Source organism: Bradyrhizobium sp. USDA 4538 (genome assembly GCF_024171045.1).
GTDB lineage: Bacteria > Pseudomonadota > Alphaproteobacteria > Rhizobiales > Xanthobacteraceae > Bradyrhizobium > Bradyrhizobium australafricanum.
This window is the reverse complement of record NZ_JALJZE010000001.1, coordinates 5,769,284-5,782,285: the sequence shown is the minus strand read 5'-3', so window position 1 is coordinate 5,782,285 and position 13,002 is coordinate 5,769,284. Positions and strand designations below refer to the sequence as shown.

General features: G+C 65.6%; 10 protein-coding genes. 3 read left to right on the top strand and 7 right to left on the bottom strand.

Annotation, left to right across the window (positions count from 1 at the left end; translation table 11 throughout):
• Window positions 1-112: 112 nt before the first annotated feature.
• Together J2R78_RS26165 and J2R78_RS26160 are read right to left on the bottom strand one after the other, a co-directional pair.
• Window positions 113-1,552 (bottom strand): extracellular solute-binding protein, encoded by a 1,440-nt coding sequence (locus tag J2R78_RS26165; RefSeq protein ID WP_253607362.1) that lies wholly within the window; start codon window positions 1,550-1,552, stop codon window positions 113-115.
• A gap of 29 nt (window positions 1,553-1,581) precedes the next feature.
• Complete coding sequence (locus J2R78_RS26160) at window positions 1,582-2,598, bottom strand: sugar-binding transcriptional regulator (RefSeq protein ID WP_076823802.1); 1,017 nt, start codon at window positions 2,596-2,598, stop codon at window positions 1,582-1,584.
• 134 nt (window positions 2,599-2,732) lie between these two features.
• Between J2R78_RS26160 and J2R78_RS26155 the strand changes: the two genes are divergently transcribed.
• From J2R78_RS26155 to J2R78_RS26145, 3 genes are read left to right on the top strand one after another with little or no spacing between them, the layout of a single operon-like run.
• Window positions 2,733-4,013 carry an FGGY-family carbohydrate kinase gene (locus J2R78_RS26155; RefSeq protein WP_253607361.1) on the top strand — a complete coding sequence of 427 codons (1,281 nt, stop codon included), beginning with the start codon at window positions 2,733-2,735 and terminating at the stop codon, window positions 4,011-4,013.
• Window positions 4,010-4,879 carry a TIGR01459 family HAD-type hydrolase gene (locus J2R78_RS26150; protein ID WP_253607360.1) on the top strand — a complete coding sequence of 290 codons (870 nt, stop codon included), beginning with the start codon at window positions 4,010-4,012 and terminating at the stop codon, window positions 4,877-4,879. The genes J2R78_RS26155 and J2R78_RS26150 overlap by 4 nt, the downstream gene beginning before the upstream one ends.
• 11 nt (window positions 4,880-4,890) lie before the next feature.
• Window positions 4,891-5,919 carry a class II aldolase/adducin family protein gene (locus J2R78_RS26145; protein ID WP_375167062.1) on the top strand — a complete coding sequence of 343 codons (1,029 nt, stop codon included), beginning with the start codon at window positions 4,891-4,893 and terminating at the stop codon, window positions 5,917-5,919.
• A 21-nt stretch (window positions 5,920-5,940) separates the two neighbouring features.
• Here the strand turns inward: J2R78_RS26145 and ilvA are convergent, their stop codons facing one another.
• From ilvA to J2R78_RS26120, 5 genes are all read right to left on the bottom strand, one after another.
• Window positions 5,941-7,488, bottom strand: coding sequence for a threonine ammonia-lyase, biosynthetic (gene ilvA / locus J2R78_RS26140; RefSeq protein ID WP_253607358.1), 1,548 nt, complete (start codon window positions 7,486-7,488; stop codon window positions 5,941-5,943).
• A gap of 375 nt (window positions 7,489-7,863) precedes the next feature.
• The gene (locus tag J2R78_RS26135; RefSeq protein ID WP_253607357.1) at window positions 7,864-9,054 is read right to left on the bottom strand and encodes a Xaa-Pro peptidase family protein; all 1,191 of its coding nucleotides are present in this window, start codon (window positions 9,052-9,054) and stop codon (window positions 7,864-7,866) included.
• Window positions 9,055-9,072: 18 nt separating this feature from the next.
• Window positions 9,073-10,491 carry an MFS transporter gene (locus J2R78_RS26130; protein ID WP_253607356.1) on the bottom strand — a complete coding sequence of 473 codons (1,419 nt, stop codon included), beginning with the start codon at window positions 10,489-10,491 and terminating at the stop codon, window positions 9,073-9,075.
• Window positions 10,492-10,509: 18 nt separating this feature from the next.
• A complete protein-coding gene (locus J2R78_RS26125) occupies window positions 10,510-11,301 on the bottom strand; it encodes an alpha/beta fold hydrolase (protein WP_253607355.1) in 792 nt (263 codons plus the stop codon).
• Window positions 11,302-11,312: 11 nt separating this feature from the next.
• Window positions 11,313-12,932, bottom strand: coding sequence for an FAD-dependent monooxygenase (locus J2R78_RS26120; protein WP_253607354.1), 1,620 nt, complete (start codon window positions 12,930-12,932; stop codon window positions 11,313-11,315).
• Window positions 12,933-13,002: the final 70 nt, after the last annotated feature.

Here is a 13,002-nt window from a genome sequence, read left to right as displayed (position 1 = left end):
TGATGATAAGAGATCGCGTTCGGCTGGCAAACGCCGCCGGCTCGGATGGGACAAGGGTCCGAGCCGGCGGATGGGTGCGGTGCGGGGGATCAGGCACCGCACAGTTGATCCGTCAGCCGAGACCGGCCTGCTTGAGCTGGCGGTTGATGCTGTCGGCGAGCTTGTCGAGCCCTTCGTCGACGCTGACCTCCTTGGCCACCATCTTCTGCAGCGAAGCGGCCCATTCCGTCGTCAGGTCGAAGAACAGCGGCTGCGCCGTGAAGTAGATCTTGGCGCCGGGCGACGACATGTCGTGCTGCTCGAGATAGCCGGGATAGGATTTCGCGATGCGGTCGCGAAATTCGCTGTCCTTCCACACCGATGCGCGAACCGGGTTGACGAAGTCCATCTTGCGCGCCCCGAACAGGTCGTGCTCGACGGATGCCGCCCACTGCATGAACAGCCAGGCCGCGTCCTTCTGCTTGGAGAAGCTCGACATCGCGAGCGACCAGATCCAGACGTTCGGGGTCGGCGCCTTGGCGGCCGGATTGGCCGCGAACGGCGCATAGCCAAGATGCCCCTTCTCCTTGTTGTCGCCGCCGTTCATGAAGTAGCCGAGGATGTCGGCGTCGAAGATCATGCCCGAGGCGCCGGCGCCGAGATCGGTGCCGACCTGGTACCAAGTGTAGGTCGACCAGTTTTTCGGGCCCGAGGTCTGGATCATCTTGACCCATTTGTCGTGGAAATCCTTCGAGGCCTTGGTGTTCATCGCGGCCTTCAGCTTGCCGCCCTCCATCACGAAATCCTTCTGGCCGAAGTTCGAATAGGCCGACAGGAAACCGGGATGGATGGTCGCCCAGGAGCGCGAGCCGCGCACGCCGACGCCGTAGGGACCGCCGGCGTCCTTGGTGATCTTGGCCGCGACCTCCAGCATCTCGTCGAGGTTCTTCGGCGGCTTGACGCCGACCTTGTCGAAGACGTTGCGGTTGTAGGTGATGTTGTTGAGCTCATAGCCCCAGGGGATGCACCACTGCTTGGCCTTGCCCGAGCCGAGCTCGGAGCCGGCGACGCCGTCCCACGCGGTCGAGGCGCGCAGGCCCGGAAGCACGTCGTCCCAGGCGAAGGCCGGATTGGTCTTGGCGGGGTCCTTGATGTAGGTGTTGAGGTCTTCGATCCAGCCCGCCGGACCATAGGTCCAGGTCATGTAGGCGCCGGTCATGAAGGCATCGTACTGGTCCGACTTCGACGACAGCGCCGCCGTCACCTTGTCGAAATAGACGTCCTCCGGGAAGATGTCGTAGGTGACGTTCATGCCGGTGAGCGTCTTGAACGCCTCGATGTCGCCGATCATCGCGTCGACATAGGGGTGCTTGTTGAGCAGCAGCTTGACGCTCTTGCCGCTCTGGGCCTTCCAGTTGAAGTCGGCGGCCATCGCCTTCGACATCGAGGAGGCGAAAGCGGCGTTGGCGGCGATCCCCGCGATGCCGAGCTTGGCGGCGCCGTCCAGGAGATCGCGGCGGCTGATGCGTTTGGCAGCGTAGGAGTCGAACAGATTCTTCTCGCGATCGAACATGTATTTCCTCTCCTTGTTGACGCTTTGTTTTATGTGTCCTTCCGGGTCTTGCTTCTTGTCTTGCCGGATGTGGTCTCCGGCTTGTCGGTGGCGAGCGCCTTTGCGGTCGCTTCGTCGATGATGAGGCCGTGCAGAACGCCGCTGCGCAGCACGCCGCGCAGCGCGGTCACCTTGGCCGGCCCGCCGGCGATGGCGACGATCCGGTGCTTCCTGAGGTCGGGCATGCTCATGGAGGTAGCGCGGGCCGACAGATCGGTGTCCAGCACCGTTCCGTCGGCGCTGAAGAAATGCCCGAGCAGGTCGGCGCAGGCGCCGACACGCTTCAGCTCGACGACCTCGTCGGGCTTGATCATGCCGCTCGACACCAGGAAGCCGTCACGGCTGACCTGGCCGATGCCGACGAACAGCAGCGAGGCCTTGCGCGCCAGCGCGAAAACGTCGGCGATGCCGAATTGCTGCATCAGCACGGCGCGATCGGCGACCGAATTGGCGAACACCGGCACCGGCAGCAGATAGGCTTCCGCGCCGGTGCGCTCGGCGAGCTTGTGAATCACGTCGAACGGATTGGCGGCAAATTTCCGCGTCAGCCCGCCGAGCAGTGACACGAACTGCGCGTCGCGCGCCGGCGTCTGCGGCATCTGCTCCACAACCGCCGCGAGCGTGCGGCCATGGCCGAAGCCGATCACCTTGTCTTGGCCGCGCTCCAGGATCTGGCGCAGGAAGCTCGCGCCTTCCAGCGCCAGCGCCTTCAGCGGCAGATCGCCCTCGCCGAGATCAGGCGCGACGCGGCAGAACGAGAGGCCGAAGCGCTGCGCGAGATCGTTCTCGAGCGCGACGCATTCGGCGACCGGCCCCTCGACGAACACGCGGATCATGCCCTCGCGGCTGGCGCGTGCGATCAGGCGATGCGCCTTGGTGCTCTGGATGTTGAGGCGGTCGGCGACCTCGGACTGGGTGAGCCCCGCCGCGAAATACAGCCACGCTGCGCGCGTCGCGAGCGACGCCTCGCCGTCGATCACCGGCAGCCTGTCGGGCGGGGGTGCCATATCGGAAAAAGTCCGCTTGCAAATTTCTTCACGTCCTGCAAAAAATTGCAGAGGCCGAACGGGGCGTCAATCCCCCAAACGTGCTGCAGCGCAACCAATGTCGTCGCGCGCGCACCAGAGAGCGATGAGGTCGCATGGGAGGTCTGTATCTCGGCATCGACGTCGGAACCGGCGGCGTGCGCGCTTGTGCAATCGATGCGCGGGCCGCCATCCGCGGCTTTGCGTCCGTCGCGCTGGCTGCACCGCGCGTCGACGGCAACGCCATCGACCAGACACCAGAGCTGTGGTGGCAAGCCGCGACGGCGGCCATCCGCAAGCTCGGCGAGACCGTCGCTCTCGGCGACGTCACGCGCATCGTCGTCGACGGCACGTCGGGCACGCTGTTGCTGGTCGACGCCGCCGGCCGCCCCTGCTCGCCGGGGCTGATGTACAATGATGCGCGCGCCACGCGTGAGGCGACGCGCGTCGCGGCGGTCGCTCCGCGCGAGAGCGGCGCGCATGGCGCGAGCAGCGCGCTCGCCAAGCTGCTCTATCTGCTGAGCCATGATTATATCGGCGATGCGCGCCACGCCGTTCACCAGGCCGACTGGATCGCCGGCCGGCTCGCGCGCCATCACGGCATCAGCGACGAGAACAACGCGCTGAAGCTCGGCTACGACCCGGTCGCGCGCGCCTGGCCATCCTGGCTCGAACAGCTCGGCGTGCGCGACGATCTGCTGCCCGAGGTGCTGGTGCCGGGCACGCCATTTTCCGAGATGGATCCGCAGGTCGCGCGGTCGCTGGGACTGCCGCCCACGGCGCAGGTCGCCGCCGGCACCACCGATGGCGTTGCGGCCTTCATCGCAACGCGCGCCGACCAGCCTGGCGATGCCGTCACCTCGCTCGGCACCACGCTGGTGGTGAAGCAGCTTGCGACCCAGCCGATCTTCGCGGCCGATCAGGGCGTCTATTCGCATCGGCTCGGCGAACGCTGGCTTGCCGGCGGCGCCTCGAACTCCGGCGGCGCCGCGCTGCTGGTGCATTTCACCGCCGCCGAGATGGAACGGCTGACACCGCAGCTGACGCCGGACCAGCCGACCGGGCTCGACTATTATCCGCTGCCAAAGCCCGGCGAACGCTTTCCGATCGCCGATCCGGCGCTCGCCGCGCGGGTCACGCCGCGTCCGGCGGAGGATTGCCGCTTCTTCCAGGGGCTGCTCGAGGGCATCGCCTCGGTGGAAGCCCTCGCCTACCGTCAGCTGGCGCGGCTCGGTGCGCCGCGCCTGCGCCGCGTCATCGGCATCGGCGGCGGCGCGAAGAACGACGCATGGACCAGCATCCGGCATCGCGTTCTCGGCGTTCCCGTCTCGGTCGCCGAGCAGACCGAAGCAAGCTACGGCGCCGCGCTGCTCGCGCTGAACGGAGGCCCGCCATGAAGGCCGATGCGACCGCGATCGCCGGCCTTCACGCCATTGCCGACCGCTTCGATCATGTGCTGCTCGACCAGTGGGGCACGCTGCATGAGGGGCTGGCGGTGTTCCCCGCGGCGCTGGATTGCGTGGCGCGGCTGCGCGAAGCCGGCAAGCGGATCCTGGTCCTGTCCAACTCCGGCAAGCGCGCCGGCAGCAACCAGCGGCGGCTCGCGACGCTCGGTCTGCCGCCCGACGCCTATGACGGCGTGTTGTCCTCGGGCGAGGTCACCTGGCGCGGCCTGCATGCGCGCGAGCAGGCTCCCTTTGCCGAGCTCGGACGCGCCTGCTTCCTGATCTCGCGCGACGGTGACCGCTCGATCGTCGACGGCACCGACCTTGTGGTGGTCTCGAACATGCGCGAGGCCGATTTCATCCTGCTCGGCGGTCTCGACGATGATGCGGCCGAGCCCGAGCGATGGCGTGAGCCGCTGGCAACCGCTGCCGCACGCCAACTGCCGATGCTGTGCGCCAATCCCGATCTGGTGATGTTCGGGGTCGCGGGCCTGATCCCCGCGCCGGGCGCGCTCGCCGCATTCTACCATTCGCTCGGCGGCACCGTGCTGTTCGTCGGCAAGCCGCATCCGCCGATGTTTGCCGCCGCGCTCGACCAATTGGGACGGCCGCCGCCGGACCGGATCCTCGTCATCGGCGACTCCCTCGATCACGATATCGCCGGCGGACGCACCGCCGGCATGCTGACCCTGCTGATCGGCTCCGGCGCCCACCGCGCGACGCTTGCGCAGGCGAGCGATCTGCCGCGGGCGATCCAGACCGTGGCCGGCACAGCGGCGCGGATGCCGCACTGGACGATGGACCATCTGACCTGGTGAGAACAGCCCCGATGCGACCGCCTCAAATGCTGGATGAACTGCGCCGCATGTCGGCACGCGTCGGCAGGAATATCCTGCTGGTGCAAGGCGCCGGCGGCAATTCGTCGGTCAAGGATGGCGACGTGCTGTGGGTGAAGGCGTCGGGTACCTGGCTCGCCGATGCCGAGGACAAGGAGATTTTCGTGCCGGTCGCCTTGTCGGCCGCGCGCGCGGCGCTGCTGCATGGCGACGAACGCGTGCCGCTGGCGCCGAACGCCGGGACGACGCTGCGCGCCTCGATCGAGACCTCGCTGCATGCGCTGATGCCGCAGCGGATCGTGCTGCACGTCCATTCCGTCAACACCATCGCGTGGGCGGTGCGCACCGACGCCCGCGACGAATTTGCCCGGCGCCTGGACGGACTGGCGTGGCGTTACCTCAACTATCACCACCCGGGGCTGCCGCTCGCGCGCGCCGTCAGCGACGCGATCGCCGATGATGCGGTCGACGTCCTGATCCTCGGCAATCACGGCCTGGTGGTCGGTGCGGCCAGCTGCGACGCCGCCGAGGCTTTGGTCGCCGAGGTCGAGCAACGTCTCGCCCTCGAGCAGCGTAGCGCGCCGGCGGCAGATCATGACGCGCTCCGCACGATCTGCGTGGGCACCAACTATCGCCTGCCGCGGGATCCTCGCGGCCACGACATTGCCACCGACCGCTACAGCCGCGCGATCGCGACCAGCGGCTCGTTGTATCCTGATCACGTCGTCTTCCTTGGCCCGGGCCTGCCGGTCCTGGAGCATCGCGAGAAGCTGAGCGCCATGATCGCGCAGACCACCGCGAACGGACTGCCGCCGCCGGTTGCGCTTCTCGTCCCCGACCTCGGCAGCCTTATCCGCGAGGATGCGAGCGACGGCGCGGAAGCCATGCTGAGCTGTCTCGCATTGGTCACCTGCCGCCTGCCCCTGACCGCACGGGTCAATTATCTGACCGCAGAGAACGAGCATGCGCTGCTGAATTGGGACGCCGAGCGCTATCGCCAGCAACTGACGGCCGATCGCTGATCGACAGAGACGTTCGTCGCTTCATCCCTTCTCGGCGGAAAGAAACAGGCGATAGGCCGGATTTTCGCTCTCGTTCCAGTAGGGATAGCCGAGCGCATCCAGCGCCTGAACGAACCGGGCGCGCTCGTGAGGCTTGACCTCGATCCCCGCCAGGATGCGCCCATAGTCGGCGCCGTGATTGCGATAGTGGAACAGCGAAATATTCCAGTCGGGCGCCAGGCTCTCGAGGAATTTCAGCAGCGCGCCCGGACGCTCCGGAAACTCGAAGCGGTAGATGACCTCGTCCTTGAGCAGCGGAGCGCGACCGCCCACCATGTAGCGCACATGGTCCTTGGCCATCTCGTTCTCGCTCAAATCGAGGATCGGATAGCCTTCGCGCCGAAGCAGCTCCATGACCTCCCGCTTCTCGGCCTCGCCGCGGCTCAGCGCGATGCCGACGAACAGTTGCGCCGGCGCGGTGGTCTCGGCAAAGCGGTAGTTGAATTCCGTGATCGCGCGCGAGCCGAGGATGCGGATGAAGTGCCGATAGCTGCCCGGCTTCTCCGGCACGGTCACGGCAAGCAGCGCCTCGCGATGTTCGCCGACCTCGGCGCGGTCGGCAATGGTGCGCAGCCGGTCGAAATTCAGATTGGCCCCGCTGTTGACGGCAATCAGGCTCCCGTCGCTGAGCGCGCCGCGCTCGGCGTAGGCCTTGAGGCCGGCGAGCGCCAATGCCCCGGAGGGTTCGGCAACCGATCGCACGTCGTCGAAGATGTCCTTGATGGCGGCGCACATCGCATCGGTGTCCACCGTGACGACCTCGTCAAGCAGGTCGCGGCAGAGCCGGAAGGTCTCGGTTCCCACCTTGCGCACGGCGACGCCGTCGGCGAACAGTCCGACCTGATCCAGCGCGACGACGTTGCCCTTGGCGAGCGCGGCCGCCATCGACGCAGCGTCCGCCGGCTCGACGCCGACGACCTTGATCGAGGGGTTGAGGAATTTCACGAAAGCGGCCACGCCGGCCGCCAGCCCGCCGCCGCCGATCGGCACGAAGATCGCTTCGATCGGATCGGGATGCTGGCGCAGGATCTCCATCCCGACCGTGCCCTGGCCGGCGATCACATCGGGATCGTCGAACGGATGCACAAAGGTCAAGCCACGCGCAGCCTCGATCTCCCTGGCCTTGGTTTGCGCGTCGTCGAACGTATCGCCATGCAGGACAACATCACCGCCCAAACGCCGGACGGCCTCGACCTTGATAGCGGGCGTCGTCCTCGGCATCACGATCGTCGCCGGAATGCCGAGCTTGCGCGCCGACAGCGCGACGCCCTGGGCATGATTGCCCGCCGACGCGCAGATCACGCCCAGCCTGCGCTGCGCGTCCGGCAGCCTGACGATCTTGTTGTAGGCACCGCGAAGCTTGAACGAGAAGATCGGCTGGAAGTCTTCCCGCTTCAGCAACACCGTGCGCGACAATCGTTCGGAGAGCCGCGGCATCGGGTCGAGCGGCGTCTCGACCGCCACGTCGTAGACCCGGGCGGTCAGGATGCTTTGGGCGTAGTCGCGGAGCGCGTTGGCGGCAGCGGTCATCAGGTCGCTTCTGTCGATGGGGAGGCAATCCATATCGGTTGCACCTGCCCATCGTCGGCGCCGACCTGGCGAGCAGACGACACGGAGCCGCCGCTACATCCAGCTCGAAGCATCGCATGGCCGAAGGCTCGCGTGAAGCCAAGACCGCCGGATCAATCGCCTGGCAGAACGCATATGAAGTCATCTGGGCCGTCGCAGGCGGGCGTTGCCAAAATATCGAAAACAACCCCATGCAAAGGAGCCGGCGGCGGCCGGCGTCGACCGGACAAACTTGACACGTCGGGCAACTCAGGGATATATTTCTAATATTCCGAACTTGACCCCCGCAGCTGAATCGGTGCCCCAGCCAAAAATGCCGCCGTGGCGTTGACCGCTTCACGCCATGAGACGCGATGAATTCCATTCCCTGCCATGGTCACCGGGCGCTTCCCAGTCCGATTCGGAGACGATCAGGGTGTCCTCGAGCTTGATGTAGCCACGCGTTGGATGCAGCAGTGCGGTCTCGATCGAGATCACCATTCCGCGTTCGAGCGGCCGGTCGGCGTCGTACGGCGCGTAAGGAACCGGGCCGTTCGCGGTCAGGCGCGGCGCTTCGTGACTGACGAGCCCAATGCCGTGTGCGGTGAAGTCGAGCACGGCGCGATGCGGCGAGGCTTTGACGGCCGCCTCGCCCGCCGCGATGATGTCGCCACCCATGGCGCCCGGCCGGATCGCGCGCCGGGCCAACTGCTGGACGTCCTCGATTTCCTGTAGCAACTCGCGCAGCTCGCTGTCGGGTTCACCCAGGATGCCCATGCGGCTGAGGTCACCGATGTAGCCCCGGTAGTTTCCGCCGGAATCGATCGAGATCACGTCGCCTTGCACGAGACGCTGGCTGGAAGGCGCGCGGTTATGGCTCTTGCCCGCGGCAATCAGGCAATATTCGAAGACCAGATCGCGCTCCTGCTCCTCGCGGCGCAGACGGGCGACGACGTCGTTCTTGGTCATGCCCGGCGCGCAGCCACTGAAGGTGGCCATCATCGCATCAACGACCCGTTCGGAAGCCTCTCTGATGAGGTCCAGTTCGGCGGGAGACTTTACGGCACGCAGACGTTCCAGCGAGAAATGGGCCTCGCGGAACTCGACGTCGCCAAGGCCGGCATACAGATGATCCCTGGCGTCGGCCGGCAGGAAGCCAGCCTCGATGCCGACGCGCCTGGCCGAGCCCGCGAGCTTCTTCACATGATCAATCGCGAGGCCGATCGCATCGATCGTTCCCCACGCCTCCGCCTTGACAACCGGCGTCCATATCCGTCCGAGCGCGTGCTCGAACTTTTCCATGCGGTTGCCGATGTAGGCGGAATTTTCCGGGTGCCCCTTCTGATAGACGAACACCGGCAGATAGCGGCTCGTGCCAATCGCCTCCATGACGTCGAAGAAGAAGAAACGATATCCACCGAGCAGATACTGCACATTGTGACGCGAGGTGACGATCAGGACATCGAGCCCCGCTTCATCCATCAGCCGATCGAGCTTTGCAGTATCGAACGGCGCCGCCGCTGCGATCGTGTCGAAAGCGTTGTCCATGGTATGACCTTTCGTCTTTCACTGTCCCGCTGCCGGTTTTGCGGCCAGCGATTTCGGTGCGGCGCTCGCGCCCGCGTTCTCGCCAAACAGAACCACCGGGCGCCCGTGCGGCTCGACGCCGAGGAACGTAAAGGCAAGGCCGATCAGGAGGCCCGCGCCGGCAAGAAAGCAGAACGCCGGCAACACCGCCGCAGCGGTCGCACTTGGATGCACGAGATTGTCAGCACCGGCGATCAATGCGAGACACAGGGGACCTACGATCTTGCCGATCCCATTCGAGAGCTGGGCAAGGCCGACCGCCCGCCCCGAGAGCTGAACCGGGAAGATTTCCGCGGGATAGGGCCCAATGTTCGAAAATCCGCCATCGAAGAACACGGCGCCGACGATCAGGAAGACCAGGAACAGCGGCACCGAGCCGGCAAAGTCGTTGTGAAAATAGGCGGCGAGAGCCAGCGACGCCGCGGTGCCATAGCCCATCAACTGGCCGCAGGGCTTGCGCCCGATCCGATGGGCGAGGAAGGCGAAGCCGGTCCGGCCGAGCACGCCGGCGAGGCTGACATAGATGAACATCTTGGCTGCATCCTGGGGAGAGACGCCAAGCAGCAGCGCCACGATCGTCGGCCCCCACAGGAACACACCGTAATTCGCCGTGCTGGCGCCGAACCAGATCAGGACGGTCAGCCAGAAGCGCCGCTGCTCGGCAAAGAGATCGGCAAATGTCGCCGGGCTCGCCGGCGGCAGCGTGGGCAGAACAAACTCATCGCCGCCGATCCGATAGAGTTTTCGGATGCTCGCCTGCGCCTCGCGCACGCGGCCCTTGCTGATCAACCAGCGCGGCGATTCCGGCATGACGATCATGGTCAGAATTCCGAGGAGGATCGGCAAGAAGCCGACCGCCGCCAATCCGCGCCAGCCGACCAGCGGCAGCAGGAAGCTCGCCGTCACCGACGCCGACAGCACGCCAAAGGCGACCGGGACGACCACGAGACTCGTGACCAGCGTGCGATGGCGGGTCGGTGCGAATTCGACGATAGCAGGAACCGCCGCCGCAGCTCCAGCGGCAAGGCCGAAGCCGACGAAGAAGCGCAGGATCGCAAACGCAACCCAGCCGTCTTCCGGAATGAACGCGATCGCGCCCGAGGTCAGGCCGCAAATCATAACGCCTGATATCGCCAGCGGCTTGCGTCCGAAGCGATCCGCGAGGATGCCCGCGACGAAGGCGCCCAGCATCGCCCCGATGCCGGCGCTCATCAGCATGATCGAGGTCTGCCCGAACGTCAGGTGCCATTTCGGCGCCAGCACCGAGACCAGAAATCCGACCACAAAGAAATCGAAGAAATCGACCACGCCGGTGACGGCGAAGATGATGATCGATAGCCAATAGCGCGTCGTTACCGGCGCTTCGTCGAACGGCACCGCACTCGTTTGCTCCGCCATGGTCTCCCCCTGTTGTTGTCAAGCCGCCTTCTTGTTTGAATTCAGAAATGCCGTCACCGCCTCCGCCACCCGCTCGGGGGCCTGGATCGACGCGACATGGCCGACGCCTGCGATGGTCCTCGTCTCGACGCGCGCAAGATCGCGGGCGAGCGCAAATGTTTCGACATTCGGGATCAGCCGGTCATCACTGCCCGCCAGCAAGAGCGTCGGGCGATCGAAGCCGGTCAGATCGGCGGCGACAGGCTGCGCAAGCAAGGCGGCGCGGCGCGCCTTCTGTCCCTCGTCGCGGCTCGAGCCACGGAAGATCTCGATCAGCTCAGGCCGCGTGCGCAGGTATGCCGGCGGAAAGAAGAATTCGGAAATCTTCGACGCATTGGCGATGGTATCCGCGCGCCAGGAAGCGAGCTTGCGGAACACATCCGCATTGACGTCGAGTGGACTTCTGTTGACCTTCCAGGTGCTGCTCAGGATCAGGCGGTCGATGCGATCGGGATGACGGGCCGCCAGCACCTGCGCGATCTGCCCACCCAGCGAGGTTCCGAAGACATGGGCACGATCGTAACCGAGCCCTCCGACCAAGGCCGCGGCGTCGTCGGCCAAATCGGCCAGCGAATAGGACGACGGAGGGTTTCGGGTGGCACCGGAATCGCGCTGGTCATAGGCGATCACCGTGAAGCTCGCCGCAAGGACAGGCGCAAGGCCGTCAAACATCGCATGATCGGCCTCGCCGCCATGCAGCAGCACGATCGGCTCGCCGCGCCCGGTTTTCTCAAACGCCGTGACGACGCCGTTGGATTCGAACGATTGCATCGGGGTCCCCGCTAATGCAGCAGCGTTGAAAGCGCGCCGGCCAATTCCTTCGCCGGATCCGACGGCAGCCACGGCATTCGCCAGGCCACGTGTCCATCGGGGCGCACCAGCACGGCGCCGCGCATGCCCAGTTGGAATCCGTCCGCCGGATCGGCCGACGGCAACTGTTTCAGCGACAGCGGCAAGGCGGTCTTCTCCGACACCTGCTTCCCCGCCTCCAGCCACTCGCCGCCGAGCGGCCCCGTGACGACGGTGAACTGCTTGTCGAACCAGTCGAGCGTCGATTTCTTGCGCGAAGGTTCGAGCCACATATGCGGAAATCGCGCGCCGGGACGATCCGTCGGCGTGTAGTAGCGGGAGTTCAAGGCCTTCGCGACGGTGCCATCGGGGATCACCGCGCCCTCCTCGTAATTGTGGCCGAGGTTCTGCCCGATGCTGTGCAGGTGATTGTCCATGTCGTTGATCCAGAACCTGATCCGGTCCGGATCGCGCGATCGCACGGCGTCATCGGTCAGCCCGAATCTCAGCCGATTGCCGTAGCTGAAATTGGCATTGGATTGCGCGATCGGACGTCGCTCGCTGGAATAGCTGTCGAGCAGCTTTTCGTTCGCAAAGCCCTTCAGCACGAAGGCCAGTTTCCACGCGAGGTTATGCGCGTCCTGAACGCCGGAGTTCAGGCCGAAACCGCCGGTCGGCGGAAAGCGGTGTGCGCAGTCGCCGACCAGAAACACCCGGCCCTTTCGAAAGGTCTCGGCCACCTGCATGCTGACCCGCCAGATCGAGCGGTTCAAAAGCGTGACATCGAGATCGGGAATGCCGACATGGCCGCGCGCGATCTCGATGAACTCCTGGTCGGTCCACGGCCGCTCGCGATCATCCTTGCTCAGGCCGATTTGCGTCACGGTCAGCCAGCGATCCCGGCCATTGGTGTTCAGGATGCCGGCACGCGGCAGGTCGGGCTTGTCCGGGACGATGATGAAGCCGGCGGCCTCGCGCGCGATCGGCAGACGCGATAGATCGGCACGCCAATACTCGTTTGACATCACCGCCAGCGTCGAGGGCCCGACCATCTCGATCCCGGCGCTGCGCCGGGTCTGGCTGCCCGCGCCATCGGCTGCGATCAAATATGTCGCCGTCCATCGCGTCACCTCGCCGGTCTTTTCGCAACGCGTCGTGACGTTGACCCCGCTGTTGGTCTCCTCGAACGATTCACAGGACGTGTTGAACAGCACCGTGGCGTGCTTGGACTTCTCGACCACCCGCAGGATTTCCTCCTCGACGGCGTCCTGGGCGACCAGGTTCTTCCAGGCGGGGGTATGCCCGACATTCGGCTCGGGACGGGTGCGGCCGAACTCGTGACCTGCGATGCTGTCGAGGAACACGAACATGTCGGAATTGTCCTGCAGGCCGCGGTCGCGGATCGCCTGCTCGATCCCCCACTGCCGGAAGATCTCCATGGTGCGGACCCAGCAGCCGCGCGACTTGGGATGATCTGTGGTGGTCGGGCTCTTCTCGACCACCACGCAGTCGATGCCGAAGCGATCGAGCAGCAGCGACATCGCAAGGCCGACCGGCCCGCCGCCGGCAATGAATACGGACGTCTGGCGTGCCTCATCGGTGGCGATGCCCATCCTCGTCTCTCCTCCATTTGATCGTTGCGAGGAGACTGCTCCTTTTTTGGTATCTCACAAGAATATGTTT